This window comes from Viridibacillus sp. d25.2, from assembly GCF_055456015.2.
On sequence record NZ_CM196652.1, the window covers coordinates 4,042,100 to 4,060,780 of the forward strand.

At 38.7% G+C, this 18,681-nt stretch carries 19 protein-coding genes; 4 read left to right on the forward strand and 15 right to left on the reverse strand.

The genetic code is table 11. The annotated features are described in order from the left end of the window. Window positions 1-101 precede the first annotated feature (101 nt). The gene (locus ACZLO7_RS19790) at window positions 102-1,256 is read right to left on the reverse strand and encodes an aminotransferase class I/II-fold pyridoxal phosphate-dependent enzyme (RefSeq protein ID WP_464938050.1); all 1,155 of its coding nucleotides are present in this window, start codon (window positions 1,254-1,256) and stop codon (window positions 102-104) included. Window positions 1,257-1,543: 287 nt separating this feature from the next. Here ACZLO7_RS19790 and ACZLO7_RS19795 point away from each other — a divergent pair, with 287 nt between their 5' ends. Next, on the forward strand, window positions 1,544-1,891 hold the full coding sequence (locus ACZLO7_RS19795; RefSeq protein ID WP_511261368.1) for a hypothetical protein: 348 nt from the start codon (window positions 1,544-1,546) through the stop codon (window positions 1,889-1,891). An 18-nt stretch (window positions 1,892-1,909) separates the two neighbouring features. Here ACZLO7_RS19795 and ACZLO7_RS19800 read toward each other — a convergent pair whose 3' ends face one another. The 7 genes from ACZLO7_RS19800 to ACZLO7_RS19830 form a co-directional block, all read right to left on the reverse strand. Beyond that, window positions 1,910-2,791 carry a nuclease-related domain-containing protein gene (locus tag ACZLO7_RS19800; RefSeq protein WP_464938048.1) on the reverse strand — a complete coding sequence of 294 codons (882 nt, stop codon included), beginning with the start codon at window positions 2,789-2,791 and terminating at the stop codon, window positions 1,910-1,912. A 200-nt stretch (window positions 2,792-2,991) separates the two neighbouring features. After that, on the reverse strand, window positions 2,992-3,720 hold the full coding sequence (locus tag ACZLO7_RS19805) for an amino acid ABC transporter ATP-binding protein (protein ID WP_464938047.1): 729 nt from the start codon (window positions 3,718-3,720) through the stop codon (window positions 2,992-2,994). A gap of 17 nt (window positions 3,721-3,737) precedes the next feature. Then, the gene (locus ACZLO7_RS19810) at window positions 3,738-4,400 is read right to left on the reverse strand and encodes an amino acid ABC transporter permease (protein WP_464938046.1); all 663 of its coding nucleotides are present in this window, start codon (window positions 4,398-4,400) and stop codon (window positions 3,738-3,740) included. Between the two features lie 138 nt (window positions 4,401-4,538). Next, window positions 4,539-5,369 (reverse strand): transporter substrate-binding domain-containing protein, encoded by an 831-nt coding sequence (locus ACZLO7_RS19815; RefSeq protein WP_464938045.1) that lies wholly within the window; start codon window positions 5,367-5,369, stop codon window positions 4,539-4,541. Window positions 5,370-6,353: 984 nt separating this feature from the next. Further along, window positions 6,354-7,193 carry a flagellin N-terminal helical domain-containing protein gene (locus ACZLO7_RS19820; RefSeq protein ID WP_464938044.1) on the reverse strand — a complete coding sequence of 280 codons (840 nt, stop codon included), beginning with the start codon at window positions 7,191-7,193 and terminating at the stop codon, window positions 6,354-6,356. A gap of 378 nt (window positions 7,194-7,571) precedes the next feature. Beyond that, a complete protein-coding gene (locus tag ACZLO7_RS19825; protein ID WP_464938043.1) occupies window positions 7,572-8,024 on the reverse strand; it encodes an IDEAL domain-containing protein in 453 nt (150 codons plus the stop codon). Window positions 8,025-8,132: 108 nt separating this feature from the next. After that, the gene (locus ACZLO7_RS19830; RefSeq protein ID WP_464938042.1) at window positions 8,133-8,471 is read right to left on the reverse strand and encodes a hypothetical protein; all 339 of its coding nucleotides are present in this window, start codon (window positions 8,469-8,471) and stop codon (window positions 8,133-8,135) included. Between the two features lie 329 nt (window positions 8,472-8,800). Here ACZLO7_RS19830 and ACZLO7_RS19835 point away from each other — a divergent pair, with 329 nt between their 5' ends. Both ACZLO7_RS19835 and ACZLO7_RS19840 read left to right on the forward strand, forming a co-directional pair. Next, window positions 8,801-10,372 (forward strand): hypothetical protein, encoded by a 1,572-nt coding sequence (locus ACZLO7_RS19835; protein WP_464938041.1) that lies wholly within the window; start codon window positions 8,801-8,803, stop codon window positions 10,370-10,372. Continuing rightward, entirely contained in the window at window positions 10,369-13,146 is a 2,778-nt protein-coding gene (locus ACZLO7_RS19840) for a DEAD/DEAH box helicase (RefSeq protein ID WP_464938040.1), read from the forward strand. Before ACZLO7_RS19835 ends, ACZLO7_RS19840 begins: the two co-directional genes overlap by 4 nt. Before the next feature lie 281 nt (window positions 13,147-13,427). Here the strand turns inward: ACZLO7_RS19840 and ACZLO7_RS19845 are convergent, their stop codons facing one another. Further along, complete coding sequence (locus tag ACZLO7_RS19845; protein ID WP_464938039.1) at window positions 13,428-13,865, reverse strand: single-stranded DNA-binding protein; 438 nt, start codon at window positions 13,863-13,865, stop codon at window positions 13,428-13,430. Window positions 13,866-14,126: 261 nt separating this feature from the next. On the opposite strand from ACZLO7_RS19845, the gene ACZLO7_RS19850 reads away from it, so the two are divergent. Further along, window positions 14,127-14,549, forward strand: a complete 423-nt coding sequence (locus ACZLO7_RS19850; RefSeq protein ID WP_464938038.1) for a YwpF-like family protein — start codon at window positions 14,127-14,129, stop codon at window positions 14,547-14,549. Window positions 14,550-14,602: 53 nt separating this feature from the next. On the opposite strand, the gene ACZLO7_RS19855 is transcribed toward ACZLO7_RS19850, so the two are convergent. From ACZLO7_RS19855 to mbl, 6 genes are all read right to left on the reverse strand, one after another. Further along, window positions 14,603-14,896: a hypothetical protein gene (locus ACZLO7_RS19855; RefSeq protein ID WP_464938037.1), complete on the reverse strand. Its 294-nt coding sequence runs from the start codon at window positions 14,894-14,896 to the stop codon at window positions 14,603-14,605. A gap of 116 nt (window positions 14,897-15,012) precedes the next feature. Beyond that, window positions 15,013-15,450 (reverse strand): 3-hydroxyacyl-ACP dehydratase FabZ, encoded by a 438-nt coding sequence (fabZ, locus tag ACZLO7_RS19860; RefSeq protein ID WP_464938036.1) that lies wholly within the window; start codon window positions 15,448-15,450, stop codon window positions 15,013-15,015. 40 nt (window positions 15,451-15,490) lie between these two features. Further along, a complete protein-coding gene (locus ACZLO7_RS19865; RefSeq protein ID WP_464938035.1) occupies window positions 15,491-15,790 on the reverse strand; it encodes a DNA-directed RNA polymerase subunit beta in 300 nt (99 codons plus the stop codon). A gap of 30 nt (window positions 15,791-15,820) precedes the next feature. Beyond that, complete coding sequence (locus ACZLO7_RS19870) at window positions 15,821-16,660, reverse strand: flagellar hook-basal body protein (protein WP_464938034.1); 840 nt, start codon at window positions 16,658-16,660, stop codon at window positions 15,821-15,823. A gap of 39 nt (window positions 16,661-16,699) precedes the next feature. Next, a complete protein-coding gene (locus ACZLO7_RS19875) occupies window positions 16,700-17,536 on the reverse strand; it encodes a flagellar hook-basal body protein (RefSeq protein ID WP_464938033.1) in 837 nt (278 codons plus the stop codon). A 69-nt stretch (window positions 17,537-17,605) separates the two neighbouring features. Then, window positions 17,606-18,601, reverse strand: coding sequence for a cell shape-determining protein Mbl (gene mbl, locus ACZLO7_RS19880; RefSeq protein ID WP_464938032.1), 996 nt, complete (start codon window positions 18,599-18,601; stop codon window positions 17,606-17,608). Between the last annotated feature and the right edge of the window lie 80 nt (window positions 18,602-18,681).

Sequence of the window (18,681 nt, forward strand, 5' to 3'; positions counted from 1 at the left end):
ATTATTTTCAAGGTAGCAGTATGTTTTTACTTTGCTCATGATAAAAGCCAAGTGAAATAGTTTCACTTGGCATTAGGTTTGTCGTATATTTACTTTTGAATTTATAGTGTTTGGATGAAGGCTTCGATACGATCAAGGCCTTCTTTTAATGTTGAAGGTGAATATGCGTAAGTAATGCGAAGGTAGCCTTCTCCATATGGTGTGAATACTGAACCTGGAATTGCACCAACGCCCCCCTCTTTCATAAGACGCAATGCAAATTCTTGAGATGATAAGCCAAACTTTTTGATAGATGGGAAAATGTAAAATGCACCTGTTGGTTTTTGAACTTCAATCCCCATTGCAATTAAGCGATCATAAACGTAGTCACGACGAACAATATACTGTTTGTTCATCTCAGCTGGGATCTCTTTGCAATTTGTAAGCGCTTCGATAGCAGCGTATTGACTAGGAAGCGCTGCACAGATTGCATTGTAAGCGTGGATTTTCACAACTTCTTTTAATAACTTTGCAGATGTCATAAGGAATCCAATACGCCAGCCTGTCATTGAGTGTGATTTTGATAAACCGTGAATTAAGAACAATTTGTCTTTTAACTCAGGATAAGCGCCAAATGAGCGGTGTTCTCCTTCGAATGTGTTTTCACTGTAAATTTCATCTGAGATGATAAAGACGTCTTGGTTGGCCAATACGGTTGCTAATGCGTCCATTTGATCATGAGAGATCGTTGCTCCTGTTGGATTAGACGGAAAGTTAAATAAAACGGCTTTCGTTTTAGGGGTGATTAGTTTTTCTAGACGTTCTGCAGATGGTTGGAAGTTAGTATCTGTCGTATCTAGGTAAACTGCTTTTGCACCGCAAAATTGGATAATCGGTTCATATCCTGAGTAAATTGGTGCTGGTAGGATGATTTCATCCCCTTCTTCGAAGATTGTACGGAATACAGAATCAATTGCCTGACTTGCCCCATTGGTGATGATAATTTCGTCTGCAGCATTATAATGACAATCGTATTTTTCTTTGAAGAACGCTACTGCCGCTTCGCGAAGTTCGATGAGACCAGCGTTAAGTGAGTATGTTGTAAGGTTTTGTTCAATTGAACGGATACCTGCTTGTTTGATTGAGTCTGGAGTTGGGAAGTCTGGTTGGCCAATTGTTAAGTTGACGGCATCAGGATAGTTGACAAGTTGATTTGAGAATTGACGTATTCCGGGTAAACCACCCTTTTGAGCTTTCGGGTTAAGGGATAAAGACATTTGGTGTTCCTTCTTTCATAATGATTAGCATTTTTTATTCTTTCTCCTTATTATACTCTTATATTCTGAAAACTTAAATATCTTATTTCATATTTTGGTTATTTTTTGGCTTTTGTTGGGTGACGTGGGGATGAGGGGTTTGGCTTTGTGCTGCTCGGGGCGGCTTTGGCGCTTCTCGGGCTGGCTTTGGCGCTTCTCGCCGACTTTGGCGCTACTCGAGCTGGCTTTGGCGCTTCTCGGAACGGCTTTGGCGCTTCTCGGGCTGGCTTTGGCGCTTCTCGCCGACTTTGGCGCTACTCGAGCTGGCTTTGGCGCTTCTCGGAACGGCTTTGGCGCTTCTCGGGCTGGCTTTGGCGCTTCTCGGGGCGGCTTTGGCGCTACTCGAGCTAGCTTTGGCGCTTCTCGGGGCGGCTTTGGCGCTACTCGAGCTAGCTTTGGCGCTTCTCGGGGCGGCTTTGGCGCTACTCGCTCCGGCTTTGGCGCTTCTCGGCCCGGCTTTGGCGCTACCCGCTCCGGCTTTGGCGCTTCTCGCTCCGGCTTTGGCGCTTCTCGAGCTGGCTTTGGCGCTTCTCGAGCTGGCTTTGGCGCTTCTCGAGCTGGCTTTGGCGCTACTCAAACCAGCTAGCTTTATTTAAAAACTATTACTTAATAGATTAATTTTCTTTGAACAATGGCTTTCTATATTCATAATGGTATGTTCGAGATCTGGTATTCCCGGTGGGAGTTAGGTTCATTTGTTTTAGTAGTTTTGTTATTCGGTTTTTGTTGTCGATTTGTAGGTATTGACTACATTCTTTATGGGTTATGCTTGATTTGAAGATCCAGAACCAGTCTAGCATTGCTAGTTTGATTGCGTTATCGATATTTTTGCCGCAGGTTTGGCATTTCCATGTACGTTGGGAGTAACGGCGACCTTGTCCACCACAGCCGCAGATGATGCCAGTTTTTAGTTGGTCTAAAGGAATGCTATGTTTTTTTATAAGTGGAAATGCGATGTATGGTTTGTTGCTGCTCTTTATTTTATTAATAATGTGTTGAAATTGACTTGTTGAAATCACTGTAGGGCGTTTATTTAATTTTTGGAGGTAGAGTGGTACTTCTTTTGGGCCTAGTAATTTAATTTGTGTTGGTGGGATCTCAATGTGTGTGCGTTTGTTTGGTAATACTATTGCTTTGAATATTGGTAATTGGATGCCTACTAGGTGTTGCAACCAGTATTCAAAGCTGTCGACTGTTCGTAAAATTTGTTGTTGAGGACATACGTATGTTGTACTTTTACCGTCGATTGTTTGGATTAGTTGGTAGGGGTTTTCTAAGAATTTTAGTGTCCCTCTTAGTTGTTTTACTTCAAGGATGCAAATATAGCTTGGTGTGATTATCAAAGAATCTATTTGAATAAGTCTGTTTGGAGATGCTTGAATTTCAACATTTGGGAGAGTTTGAAACGGAAGATTAAAATGTGTTTCTTGAATTAATTGGTCGACTCTACATTCTCCATTGTATCCTGCTTGGATGTTGTCCAATTCTTTTTGCAAATCAATGTTTTTTGAGAATGTTGGGGAGAGTCTCATCAGTAGTCTTGGATATGCTGATAATATTATTGGTTTTGGTCGAGGTCCAAAAATTATTATTGCTCCTTTCTTCTATAATAATTCTTACTATTATATCTTTTTATGTAATATATTACAATTAAAAGATATAAAAAAGCCAGCTACTAATGCGGCTGGCAGAATGATTAGTGATTTAGGACGACTGATAGGAAGTCTTGTGCACGTTTTGAATCTGGTTTGGTGAAGAATTTTTCTGGTGGTGCGACTTCGACGATTTTACCATCGGCCATGAAAACGATATTGTTACAGATTTCTTTAGCGAAGCCCATTTCGTGAGTTACTACTACCATTGTCATGCCTTCTTTCGCAAGTTTACGGATGGCGTCGAGTACTTCTTTGACCATTTCTGGGTCAAGGGCAGAAGTTGGTTCGTCAAAGAGCATGACTTGTGGATCCATTGCAAGTGCACGTGCAATTGCTACACGTTGTTGTTGGCCACCTGATAGGCGTCCAGGGTAGGCATCGAATTTGTCACCTAAACCTAGAGATGTCAGTAGTTCTTTGCCACGTTTTTCTGCCTCAGTTTTTGATATACCTTTTACTTTAATTGGCGCGATTGTGACATTTTCGAGTGCTGTTAAAAACGGATATAAATTGAAGCTTTGGAATACGAAGCCGATGTTCGTGCGAGCTTTGTTAATATCCGTTTTTTTGTCATGAATAGAAATACCGTCCACGACTATTTTACCCGTGTCGATTTCCTCTAGTGCATTTATGGTACGAATCAGAGTTGATTTACCTGCTCCACTTGGTCCGATTAGTGCGACAACATTTGATTTTGGTACTTCTAGGTCGATGTCAGTTAATACTTGATGAGTGCCGAAGCTTTTATTAACATTTTTGATAGAAATCATAATTCGTATTTCCCTTCTTATTGTTCATTTTTCAGCATACGTTTTTCGATTTGACGAATGATTAAAGATAAACTGAAAGTCATGATGAAGTAAACAAGCGCAACGAATGTCCAAATTTCTATATAACGGAATGATGTTGCTGCTAAATTTTTTGCTTTTAACGTTAAATCTACACCTGCAATAACAGAAATTAACGAAGAGTCTTTAATTACAATGATAAATTGTGATGCCATTGGCGGTAAGATTCTTCTGAATGCTTGAGGCAATATGATGTAGCGCATTGCTTGGAAATTTGACATCCCAGCTGAACGTGCCGCTTCCATTTGACCTTTAGGAACAGCTTGAATACCAGAGCGAACGATTTCAGCAAGGAATGCTCCTGAGAATGTTGCTAGACCAACGATTGAACCCCAATACGATCCTAATGAGAAAAATTGCCCTAATCCGAAGTAAATCCACATTAATAAAACTAGTAAGGGGACCCCACGCATGATTTCTACATATGCACTTGATATAAAGCGAATAATTGGGTTTCGTGAAATACGTCCAATCCCGAAGATTACCCCTAAAGGAATGCTTAATAATAGTGAGATAGCTGATATTTCTAATGTTAGTAAGGCGCCTTGTATGAAGACGTCCATATTATTTGGAATGACGCTCCAGTCTAGTTGAATGTCCATGAAAATTTCCTCCTCGATCATTTACTGTGATCGTTTTTTCGATGAAAGATTACAACGACGTCAGCAAACACAACAGAGTAATACTCCCTTTATGTTTAGCTACGCCGTTTGTAATGTTTCAAAGTACAGTTTTTTCTATTATTCTTTAACTGTTTTTAACCATTCGCTATTTTCGAACCATTTTGCACGAGATTCTAATTCAGCTGGGCTGTCGATGTATGAGTGTAAGAATGAGTTTAACCATTGTACTGATTCGAAGTCATTTTTTTGTACTGCAAGACCTAAGTTGTCTGAAGAGATGACACCTTCAAGTTTCTTCACTTTCCCTACATGTTGGAGGTTGTAAACTTGGATAGCTGGTTCGTCATAGATTACTGCATCAACTTGTCCAGATTGAAGTGCAAGTGCTGCTGCTGGGAAGTCTTCATAATCTTTAATTTCTGCATTTTTGAACATGCTTTTTGAAATTAATGAACCAGTTGTTGCAATTTGAGCTGCAATTTTAGTTCCTTTTTTATCTAGGTCATCATACGATTTTATATCGTTGTTTTTTGATTGAAGCATGATGCCTTGTCCTGTTTTGTAGTAAGGATTTGCAAAGCTGACTGCTAATGCACGTTCACCTGTAATAGACATGCCTGCGAAAATCATGTCGATTTCACCAGTTTGAAGAGCTGGAACAAGACCGTCGAATCCGTATTGTTTTACTTCTAGCTTAACACCTAAGTTATCTGCAATTGCTTGAGCAACGTCGATGTCATAACCTATGAATTTTCCTTTTGAATCGACCATCTCAAACGGGAAGTAACCAGGGTTTGTACCAATAACTAGTTTTTTTGCTTTGATAATTTTTTGGATTGTTGAGTTGTTATTGCTTTTTCCTGCAGATGACCCTGAATCGCCACCATTACCACATCCAGCAACTACTAACATCGTAATCATTAATAATGCCGCTAACCATTTCTTCATAATATATACCTCACTTTATATAATTTTTAGAATAAGCTGATAAATTGAAGTATAATTTATTTTTATACATATGTCTACATAAAAATTAATATTTTATAAGGTTTTTAGATATTTTATTCATTATTTAATATGTTTATTGGGTTTTTGTGTATTTTTATGCGTAGCGCATGTATATTACTTTGTGCAATGATTGTTACCAAGGAGCTTGTTATTTTGGGGGTTATTCAGGGCTTGAGGTAGTTTCGGGGGTTTTAGCGCTACTCGCGCTTTCTTTGGCGCTACTCGCTCTCTTTGGCGCTACTCGCGCTTCCTTTAGCGCTACTCGGGCCCTCTTTAGCGCTACTCGCTCTCTCTTTGGCGCTACTCGCGCTTTCTTTGGCGCTACTCACCCCTTTAGCGCTACTCACCCCTTTAGCGCTACTCACGCTCCCTTTGGCGCTACTCGCGCTTCCTTTAGCGCTACTCGCTCTCCCTTTAGCGCTACTCGCTCTCCCTTTAGCGCTACTCGCTCTCCCTTTGGCGCTACTCACCCCTTTAGCGCTACTCACGCTCCCTTTGGCGCTACTCGCGCTTCCTTTAGCGCTACTCGCTCTCTCTTTGGCGCTACTCGCGCTTCCTTTAGCGCTACTCGCTCTCCCTTTGGCGCTACTCGCGCTTCCTTTGGCGCTACTCGCGCTTCTTTTAGCGCTACTCGCTCCCTTTAGCACTACTCGGGCCCTCTTTAGCGCTACTCGCTCCCTTTAGCGCTACTCGGTCTTCCTTTAGCGCTACTCGCTCCCTTTGGCGCTACTCACGCTCCCTTTGGCGCTACTCGCGCTTCCTTTGGCTCTACTCGAGCTCCCTTTAGCGCTACTCGAGCTCCCTTTAGCGCTACTCGCTCTCCCTTTAGCGCTACCCGGGCCCTCTTTAGCCCTACTCGCTCCCTTTAACCCTACTCGCCCTCCTATCACCCCTAAAATAAAAAGCCCGCTGTTAGGCGGGGCTTTAGCGTTTTGTATTTGGTGGGCGTAGTAGTTCTAGGATGGATTGTGCTCGTTGGATGTGTAGGCTTAAGGCGTATTGGGCTGCTTGTTGAAGTATGTTGGCTTTGACGAAGTTCATCATTTCTTTGGCCATGTCTGTATCACGGATGCGGGATTCTGCAGCGGTTAGGTTTTCTGCCATATTGACTGAGTTGTTGTAGGCATGTTCGAGACGATTTTGATAGGCTCCCAGGCGTGAGCGCTCGCTAGATACTTTGTTGATGGCTGAGTCTAGTTTTGAAAGAGCTGAATCGGCATTTTCTCGATTGTCGATGGATAGACCGCCGATTCCGAGGTTTGTACCACTCATATCGTTAATGTATATGTCTATTGTTTGGCCTGAGTTGGCACCTGCTTGGATTTTCAAAGGATCAGTTGATGCGATACCGTTGAGAAGCTTTTTTGTATTGAATTCTGTGTCGGTTGATGTTCTTGTAATTTCTTTTTTTAGCTCTTGGAATTCTAGGTCCAGTTGACGACGATCTTCGTCAGTTAATGTGTCAGTTGAGGCTTGAATAGAAAGTTCTCGCATACGTTGAAGCATAGCGTGTGTTTCGTTGAGCGCTCCTTCAGCTGTTTGGATCATCCCAATTCCATCTTGAATATTCTTGCTGGCCATGTTGAGACCACGAATTTGGGCTCGCATTTTCTCAGAAATGGCTAGACCTGCAGGATCGTCGCCTGCTCGGTTAATACGGTAGCCTGTTGAAAGGCGTTCAAGTGCTTTACTCGCCATGTTCCAGTTGTTATTCATGCTTTTTAATATAGAGAGTCCTTGTGAATTCCAATCACCTATCCTCATATCCCTCAGTCCTTTTAATGTTTTCTATTTATATCGGCTTTTACATAAATTCCTTTATCAGGTAATTCGCATTCTAGTTTATAAGTAGAAAGAAATAAGATGTTTAAAGTTTAAGTGATTTGACTAAGCTTTATATAAATAAATATTATCGGTATTCATCGAAAGGGGATGCAGGAAATTGAAGTCTCAAAAAATTGTGAAGCTGGATTTCTATGATGTTGTTATTAATGTATTTGGGATTTTTATTGCACTATTAATTATTTTTGTATATGTGTTAACACATTGAGGGAAAGTTAAAAGCACCTATCGTTTGATTGAATGATAGGTGCTTTCTATGTGGTTTGTTTATTCAATTGAAAATCCTCCGTTAGTACGATGCTATAGTTTGTTTGTTAGTGTGATAAATAGAGTTTCATCTCGAACTGCGAGTGCTTGATCTATGAGACGAAGCCTATTTTCTTGTTCAAGCTGAGTGATTAGGTCAACTACTTCCTTATTTGTACTTGTGAATTGCACTTTATTGCCCTTTTCCTTATTCAGCTCAAGGGAGTCATATATTAGTTGCAAATGATCATGAATGTTAGATACGGTCAATAACTGATATAACGGTAAGCGTATGAAACGACTACCTTTTTGGAAAACAAATACTTCTGATAAATTTTCAATTTGTAGATTGTTTAGATTGATAACGATTTCCTTGCCCTCTACTGGGACAAAATGATATAACTCATCTTCCTTTGTAATGGAGAAATATTGATAAGCAAACACTAGCTTTAGCCGATTCCCTTCTTTCTTAGTATAAAAAGGTTCCATTCTTTGTACATGTAACATGTAAGTCACTCCTTTTTATAGAATTTTCAGTTTATTAATATAGTACCATTATATGCTCACCTTGTGCATATAAAAAGCAAAAGAACAAATTTCTTTTGCTTTTATAATTTATCTTTTTTTCTTTCTTCCGTATGTAAAAAAATAAAAAGTATTCGGCTCAGCGATTACATAAATAGTTGATAATATAGCTTTTAAGTTTTCCTCGCTTTGCTCATAAGGCATTGTACGTTGATAAAGAAAGATGTGCTTTCGGGTTAAGTCCACACTAACTGTATCAAAAAAATGATTATCAATGTAAACGTCGTGGCGTTCTTCATAACTTCCCTCTGAAGAAATGATGACTTTTTTAGATCTATTCTTAGGTGCATAAACTAAATACCATTTTAAAAATTTAACTGAATGTATGGAAGATCTTAAATCAGGAATACGTATTAAATAGCGTGCCAATTAATCACCACCCTAATATTCTTATTTATCCCAATATTTAGTTTATATATATTCTCACATTATTCTCCAAGGAATTCAATAACATAATGAATAAGTACCCTGTTTTATTGTTTCCTTTCCTATTTTAGCTGGTTATTTGCAATAAAATTAGACTTTCTTCACTATTTATCAAGTCATTCTATATGCTATTAGCCGCTTATTTTAAGTAAAAATAATATTATTCTTGTTTGATTAAGTATATAAAAAAATAAAGACTGTCCTTATGCATTTACGGATGACCTGAAATAGCCGTATAATGAAAGGAACGATTTTTTTCAGGAGCGGAATGTATGAATACAAATATTTCAGAAATTGCCAAAAAATACGAAGAGGCTATTCGCAATAATATGGCTGCTATTGAATTAGAGCTGAATTCATCAGTTCCCGAGGATGAAGAGCTTGTCAGAAGAGCGGCTTTTTTAGCACGCCATAACTATGTGAAGATTTCTTCATATAGTGAAGCACTTAATATACTTCATTTCGTTGTACAGGATGCTACTCCTGCTACGGCAACGCTATATATAAACGATGATTTATTTACATGTGATTGTCGTAATAAGAAATGGTGCCGCCATAAATTAGCGGCAATGTTCGTGTTATATCAATATGTTGATTCACTGTCTGGTTGGCTCGAGAATTTTCGTTCTCAGAAGTTAAATCAGCTTTCTTTATTTAAAGATGAGCGTACGCCTGAAAGTTGGCTTAAGCTTGTGGAGAATATTTACAAAGTAAATTTATATAATCAGCAATCATTAAACCCATATTTAATAGAGAGTATTTTCGCTGATATGCAGTCTCAGATTGCAAAATATACCCCATTAGAACGTGAATGGCGTAGTTTGTATCAACTATTTACGCATATGGCACTTCTATCTCATACTTGGAAGCACCTACATCCAGCTAATGAGTCAGCACGCTCATATATGATCAATTTTATTGAGCAAGAGAGCCAAGTATTAAAAGAGGCTATTCGTTTAACTGCTAGTAAATCCCGTCTTTTTGCTACGGATCCATTTTACGATACATTGCAGCAAATGACGCATTATTTCCTCGTCAAACAAGAAGGCTATTTTGAAGAGCGTTTGTACATTTACACGTTGTTATGGGAGTCTATGTTTAATGAGAAAAAACGACGCGAGCTTGAACTTGAAATGCTTCGCGCAGAAAAAGATTTTTCAAGTGATGTAAATGTGGAAAGCATTCGAGCGATGTTCTTCCTTATGCTGAAAAAGTATGATGATTTACAACAATCATTAACACAGATTAAAGTCGATGAGTTATTAGTATGGCTTGATTTGGCTCACTTTGCTGACCGCAATGAGGATTCAGAAGCGTTACAAATGATTTTGCGTGCGATGCTTCCAATGTTAGATCAATTTATCAATAGTTGGCTATCGACAAGGTATCGCTCTAATTTTGTCAATACTTTCAATCGCCTTTGTTCGAAAATTAACTTGACTGATGAAGAGGCTGAGCTGCTCTTTACGGCTTCAGGGATGTATGGAATGCAACCATTTTCACATTATTTAATTGAAAAGGAACGATATTTAGAATGGGCTGCTCTACACCATCGCTTCCCGTCTTCAATAGCCTATTTAGAGTTATGTGGTGTGAAAGATGTGTTGGAGTATAAACCCGAAGTTCTTCTTCCCCTTTATCATGCACTTGCATTAGAAGAAGTTTCTCAAAAATCGAGACAGCATTATAAACAAGCTGTACGAGTTTGGAAAAAAATGAAGGCTGCTGCGAAGAAAAGTGCAAAAAATGAATATTGGAATCAATATGTCGAAACACTTCGACAACAATATAAACGATTACGAGCTTTACAAGAAGAGATCGAGAAAGGAAACCTGAAGCTATGACAACTATTTCAAACGTGCCATCTACTTTCATGAAATCCATCACGCTTGGCATTCAAACCGAATCCAATCAGTCGTTCACGTTGCAAGCTTTTAAATCCGACGGACAACCAATGTATACACATGAATGGCTTCCTTTTCTCTTTTTCCACTACGAGGCTACTTTTTATGGTTTAACAGCTAATCATTCGGACGAATATGTTACGTTAACCCCCCTTGAAATGGTTGAATTATTTTCTAATAAAGAGCAACATCCATTTGTTCAGTACGAAGGTGTCGACATGACATCAGCGAAATGGATGACTGCAGCAAATGAAGCCTCTACTTACTGGTATTCTCCTCGCCTATGGGATTCAATTTCACTCGATGAAGAAGAACAAAAGTTGGAGCTAAAGGTTTCATTGGATGAAACAGCTGCAAACTTACTAGAAAATGCATTGATGCAAAAAATGGTGGAGGCTGGTTTGCTTTTTGCAGATTTACCTCCATTATTACCTTTCTTCCGAAATGGTGGCTGGCCAATTACAACCAAAAATGTTCATGATGAAATTTTCGTGGCATTGCGTTTACGTGAACCAGAGGAATTGTCAGAGGATTGGGTTTTAGAAACTGTTATTCGTGGGAAGAAAAGTGCAAATTATTGGGCTCCACCTATGCGCAAGCGCGCTTTGAAAATCGAAAACGCGCTGCCTGATAAGTGGAAGCAACATGCTAATGGAATAGAAAAGCTACAAGACCAAATGTCTAATTTATTGCATATGCATGATTATATGGATAATGCAGATACAAGTTTATTCTTGTCATTAACATTAACGGATGCAGATGTTAGACAGTTTTTACGTGCAGATTTCATTCGCCTTCAAGCACTTGGTTTTGAAATCATATTACCTGCTTGGTTAAAAGATATAAAAGATTCTCGCGTGAAAGTACGAGCTAGTGCTAGCACTGCTTCAAATTATAAATCAGCTGCTGGTTTACAAGAGATCCTAACGTTTAATTGGAAATTGTCCTTGAACGGTCAAGAACTAACCATGGAGCAATTTCAACAAATGGTCAATGATAATCGCGAATTTATACGTGCTGGTACAGAATGGGTACGGGTGGATGCGGCTTGGATGCAAGAGATCCGTAAACTAATGGATAAAGCTGAAAATGAAAATTGGACCGTTCGTGATCTGCTATTCCAGGAGTTGCCTGAAGAACTTGTTGTACCAGTGGAAGAGGATGAGGATGATTCTGCGGATGATCCATTCTTCCAATTTGAAATTCAGAAGTCATTGAAGGACTATGTGAAAAAGCTACAAGATAAAAAAGGTTTACCGTCTGTTCCTGTATCAGACAAGCTACAAGCTTCTTTACGTCCTTATCAACAGGAAGGTTATGACTGGTTGACCTTCATGCGTGACCAGCAGTTTGGAGCTTGTTTGGCCGATGATATGGGACTTGGCAAAACGGTTCAACTTATTTCATATTTATGTCATGTCTATGAAGAAGAAAAGCCACCGACTTTAATCATTTGCCCAACTTCTGTTTTAGGTAACTGGCAAAAAGAACTTGAACGGTTTGCACCTTCATTAGAAGTCTACTTACATTACGGCGCAGGTCGTTTGAAGGAAGATGCACTAGTTAATTACTTGAAAGAGCAATCCCCTCAAGTTGTGTTGACAACTTACGGAACTGTTACACAAGATGCCGATAGTCTTGAACAATTAAATTGGGCTTGTATTGCACTTGATGAAGCTCAAAACATTAAGAATATGCAAACAAAGCAATCTAGAGCGATTCGCAAATTGCATGGTGAGCATCATATTGCGTTAACAGGGACACCTGTTGAAAACCGATTGTCTGAGTTATGGGCTATTTTCGATTTTATATACAAAGGTTACTTAGGTAGCATTCGTCGCTTCCAAGAAGATTTTATTGCTCCGATTGAGCGTGATGATTCTGAAGCTCATAAGCAAAAGCTACGCAAAAAAATCCAACCATTCCTATTACGTAGAACGAAGCAAGATCCTGCACTTTTGCTGAACTTACCTGATAAACTTGAACAGCTTGAATACTGTCCGTTAACACAGGAGCAAGCTGTGCTTTACGAAAGCTTTATCCAAGAAACAATGCATAAGCTCGAAACATTAACTGGCTTTGAACGTAAAGGTTTAATTTTGAAAATGCTTAGTAAATTAAAGCAGTTATGTAATCACCCCGCTCTGTATTTAAAAGAACCATTTGATAATGCAGAAGACATGCTATCGCGTTCTGAAAAGTTAGATCGTCTTGTAACACTTGGATCTGAAATTGCCGGTAATAATGAGCAATGCTTAATTTTCACTCAGTATATCGGTATGGGCCACTTACTACAACATTGTTTCTCTGAGCTTTATGATATAGATGTGCCGTTCTTAACAGGTAGTATGCCTAAGCAACAGCGCGATCATTTCGTCGAATCTTTCCAAAAAGGTGAATTCCCGATTTTTATCTTATCTTTAAAAGCTGGTGGAACCGGCCTAAACTTAACGGCAGCCAATCACGTTCTGCATGCGGACCGTTGGTGGAATCCCGCGGTGGAAAACCAAGCGACAGACCGCGCATACCGTATTGGACAAACTCAATTTGTACATGTTCATAAGTTCATCACGACAGGGACTATTGAAGAGAAAATAGATACCCTTTTAACGGAGAAACAAGCATTATCAGAAGATCTCATCCAATCGAGTCAATGGATTACTGAACTAAAAGATGAAGAAATTCTTGATCTACTATCTTTCAATTTTAACTAAATTTTTATCGATATAATCCGGCTATGATTTTGATAGCCGGATTTTTTTGATCTCTCCCGTTAGATCTTGTTCACATACTATCGTTATTTCTACTTCTTGCTTCCCCTTCTCAGTCAGATGAAATTTCAAAACAAATTTTCATCCGTGCATTAGTCGATTTACTTAATCCGATGTTAATACCATAATCTATGAAACATTCTCCATGTAGAGTGGTAGATTATTTGTAAGTTTGATAAAGAAATTATGTGCCTATTGGGGCGGTCTTCCAATAGGGATATGGATTAAACAATCGGCAATTTTTCTCCCCTAGTATTTGGAAGATGGAACTCTTTTGTGAATTCTGCTGCTACGGATGCTTGCTGTGATGCCAGACCTGCTTCTGAAGCAACTCCACCTTCCCTGTCCTTCAAAACAAGAAAACGAACGTCCTCTCCAATGACTTCCGTTATATAGATTCTTTTGCCATCCTCCTTTTGATAAGATCGTGATTGTAAGCGCCCACTAACCCCTATTAGTGATCCTTTGCCACAATACTTCACAACATTATCTGCCAGCCTTCCCCATGCTGTACAGAAGACGAAATCAGCATCTACTTCTCCGTTTTGGTTTTTATAGTTTCGATTAACAGCAAGAATAAAGTTAGTTTGGACCCTCCCTTCTTGTAACTTTCGTAGTTCTGGATCTTTTGTAATCCTTCCTACTAACGAAACTTGATTCAATGTACCACCTCCTTTTGCTTGAATGTAAGTTCATCTTATTCGGGATAGAGTATTTGTGCAAAGTCTAAAATATAGGTTTTCGGCTGTTTTTGGCATATGTAATTCGCTTTTTAAACGTGTCAATTTAAGTTCTTTCCTGTAAACTGTTGTCTTATATAGGTTTTCTATTTTACAAAGACTGTCCAAAAGTGAAATTTGGAACATTTGGGAATATGTTATAATAGACATATTACATTACATAAAGGGTGGTGATTGGTTTTAGTGAAGACGTTTAAAATGCTCTCTTTTGAATTGTTACAGGATGACCAGTTGAAGTCATTTCCTTTAACAGATGGCATCATTATCAATCAGGAAAATAGCCATAAATCATGGATTTTGGAAATGTATATGGATCGCCGGTATAAAGCTGTATTTGAGCCTTATTTAGGAACCGACGAGATTTTAGAAGTGCGCGCAGTTATTTCTTATCCAGACAATGAACCAGCAGCCTTTAGAGTAGTAGTAAATGCTGTAAAGGAAATAGACAATCAAATTTCCGTATTAATGAAAGGAACACTTAAAACAATACGTCGTCAGTATGCGGAGCAACTACTGTCTAAGTTAATTGAGGATGGTTTTGAAGGTGAAGCACTTTTGAATCAATTTAAAACAGATATGAAAAACAGACCACGAATAACACCATAAGAAATGATAAAAACTCGGCATATATACTATGCCGAGTTTTTTGCTAATCTTTATTATCTATTGGTTTTGTGATCTCCCTCAAGATTATCCTCGACGATTTCTTCATCTGTTGTTACATTCTCGTCTATGACTTTCTCTTCTACGACCCCATTCTTATTACCTGGTACTGTTTCATTCACGCGTTCATCATGAACGTCTGGCGTAACGTTTTCTACGCCTTGACGAGCATTATCCTCAACACGCTCCATCGGCGTTTCGTTATTTAGAGGCTCGTTTGCTTTGTTAGTATTACAGCCTACGAGTAAAAGTGAACCAAGTAATAGTACTGCTGCAGGTTTAATCCACATAAAAAAGTTCCCTCCTTTCTGCATTGTCATATCCATCACACACTATACGTGCGATATAACATATCTTGCCCCGAAAGAAGAAAACTATCCTTGAAAAAAGTTATTTGATTTTTATTTTATGCTTTTTGCTTCGGTCCGATTGCAAATAAAATGTCTGCTTCGCAAACTAGCTCGCCATCAACTGTTGCTTTGGCATGCCCTTTACCCATTACACCACGAAGTTTTACAAATTCAACTTCTAGACGAAGTTGATCTCCAGGGATTACTTGACGTTTAAAACGTGCATTATCAATTCCTGTTAAGAAAGCTAATCTTCCTTGGAACTCTTCAGACTTCAACAAAGCTACTCCACCAACCTGTGCAAGTGCTTCAATAATCAAAACACCTGGCATCACAGGATATCCTGGGAAATGCCCATTGAAAAATTCTTCATTGATTGAAACGTTTTTTAGTCCTACCGCTCTTTTACCTTCTTCAAGTTCAAGAATACGGTCTACAAGTAAAAATGGATAACGATGAGGTAAAATCGCTTGAATTTGATCTGCAGTTAACATTTTATTCCTCCTAATATGAAAGTCGCTGTGGAAATTATGATTATTTGTCCACTACACCGTTCATAATATCAAATATATGGCGCCATGTGGAGATTTTAAATGTATCTAATGCATCGCCTTCACCAATAACACTATAACCAATCATAGCACCTGACACAGCAGCTATGACAAGCAAAATGACTACGACAAGGATTCTTATCCCAATTGGATATAGTCGCAAGTTCGACCACCATTTCATATTAACCTCTTCTTTAACCTCTCTCTCGATTTTTGCTTCTTTACGAGTCATCGGCTTTGAAGTATTTAGATTAGTCGTGTTTTCTTTCATATTGTTTGTCATAACTTGTTTTTCTCCTCTGTTCAGGTTGCTTTATCGAATGCCGTTAATAAGACCTAACATCTGATCCGATAAAGTAATCGTTCTAGCATTAAATTGATAAGAGCGTTGCGTATTAATGAGTTCCGTCATTTCTTTAGATGTATCAACGTTCGACATTTCTAAAGAGCCGTTTTGTAAACCAATCTCAGTACGGTCTGCACCTTGTAAATTACGAAGGACTTCAGCTTCTGTCGCTCCTAATTCGTTTAAGTTTGCAGGAAGCCCAATGTATGTTCCAGAAATATGTTCCATTAATTGGGGACGTTGAATCTCAGTAACAGCAAGTTCTACTGTACGTTGTGAACCGTCATCAAAAGTAATATTCAGCTCACCATTGTCTTTCATACTAAATTCTTTTGCGTTTTCAGGGAAAATAATTGGATTCCCATCAGCGCCAGCAACTGGATAGCCATCTGCATTTACTAGCATGGCATTGTTATAATCATCGGTAGATATATATAAATCACCTTGGCGTGTGTATACTGTACGGTCACCATTTTCACCATCTGGCATGATGATATTCAAATATTGCTTTGGCTTTGTGAAAGAAAAGTCGAGTGAGCGTTCTGTTGTTTGTATACTGCCCTGTTTCCAAACCGTTTGTGCTTGGGCTAGTTGTGCCCCAACACCAATACGAATTCCTATTGGAGATTGGCGCTCGGTCTTATCAAGCATATCATTGTTGAATTGTTGATATAATAGTTCGCCAAACTTTGCTTCCTTAGCTTTGAAACCATGCGTATTACTATTTGCTAAGTTGTTACCAATTGTATCTAATTGTTGTTGCAATTGTGTCATCGTGTTGGAAGCGGAAATCATTGTACGTAGCATATCATAGCCCTCCTATGTATTTCAAAAATACTGATTCTGTTACACTTTTCCAATTTCATTAACGGCTTTATCCATACTACGATCATAGGCCTGTAATACCTTCTGATTTGCTTCAAATGCACGATAAGCTGTCAGCATTTCTGTCATTGTTTTACTTGCATCAACATTTGAGCGTTCAATATAACTTTGTTTTAAATTGAAGCTGACACCATTTACTGTGTATGCAGATGGTAAATCTTCACCGTTATACGTACGATATAGTCCGTTTCCTTGCTTTTGAAGTGTATCTGGCTGTGCTGCGTATGATACGCCGATACGTGCTACTTCTTGCTCTCCAGCGATGATACGACCGTCTTCTGTAATCTGATAGTCATCATTTTGCAACTGTATGCGCTGACCTCCATCAGATAAAACATAAAGACCTTGTGCGTTTGTTAAATAGCCTTGTGGATCCAAAGTGAAATTACCGTTACGTGTATACGTTTCGCCTTCTGTTGGATGCTCTAAACGGAAGAAAATTGCGCCTTTAGCGCCTGTTTCTGCATCTGTCGGTAATTGGTTATCAACTAAAGCGACATCAGTTGTTAAATCAGTGGCTGTAATTTGACCTTGTGAATAGTCTGGTAATGTTTCTTGCATGTATACGCCTGCATTTAATGCACCAATCTGATTGTTGGCTGTTGAATTTAGACCACTCTCTGTATTCGTACCTGACTTTGTAATACGCGACATAAGCATATCTGGAAAAGAACGAATTGTAGATTGGTCTGCTTTATAACCTGGTGTGTTGGCATTGGTAATATTATTTGACAGTAATTCAGTACGTCGCTGTTGCGCAATCATTCCTGAAGCTACTGTATAAAACCCACGAAACATTGTAATCACCCTCTCATCAATAAATTAAAGTATATGCGATTTCTATACTTTCTTTATTTCGGCTACAAATCAAATATGTTTTGATACTTTGTCCATATTGTCGAGCATAATGCCTGTTCCTTCAGCAACACAGTCCATCGGATTCTCAGCAGCGATAACTGGTACTTTTAACTCGTCTGTTAATAATTGGTCCAGTCCGTGTAATAATGCTCCACCACCAGTGATTATAATACCGCGATCAATAATATCAGCTGATAACTCAGGAGGCGTTTTTTCTAAAACGTTTTTAGCAGCTTGTACAATTACTGAAATGGATTCATGTAAAGATTTTTCTATTTCAGCAGAGCCAATTGTAATTGTTCTTGGTAACCCTGTCACCATGTCACGTCCTCGAATGTCCATCTCATCTTCTCGGCCACCAGCATATACTGTACCGATTGTCATTTTGATCGATTCGGCTGTACGTTCACCAATTAGTAATTTATATTCTTTTTTAATATATTGTAAGATATCATTATCGAATACATCTCCAGCAACTTTAATGGATTCAGAAGTTACGATATCCCCCATTGAAAGTACAGCAACATCTGTAGTACCTCCACCAATATCAACAACCATATTCCCACTTGGTTGGAAGATATCCATTCCTGCTCCAATAGCAGCTACTTTTGGTTCTTCTTCTAAGTAAACATTACGACCACCAGATTTCTCTGCTGCTTCACGAATAGCTTTTTGTTCTACACTTGTAATATTTGTTGGACAACAAACTAAAATACGAGGCTTTGAGAGAAATCCTTTAACGTCTAATTTATTTATAAAATGTTTTAACATCGCTTCAGTAATATCAAAATCAGCAATTACGCCGTCTTTTAATGGTCGAATTGCAATAATATTACCTGGTGTACGTCCAACCATCTTACGTGCTTCTTCTCCAACAGCGAGCACCTTATTTGTATTTTTGTCTATCGCAACAACAGATGGTTCATTTAAAACGATCCCTTTACCTTTTACATGGATTAATACATTAGCAGTTCCTAAATCAATCCCAATATCCTTAGAAAACATGGAACTTTCCCCTTCCTTCACATAACAGCATTTATCGTACGTTTTATATATGTAATTATCTAGAATATTTTATCATATCA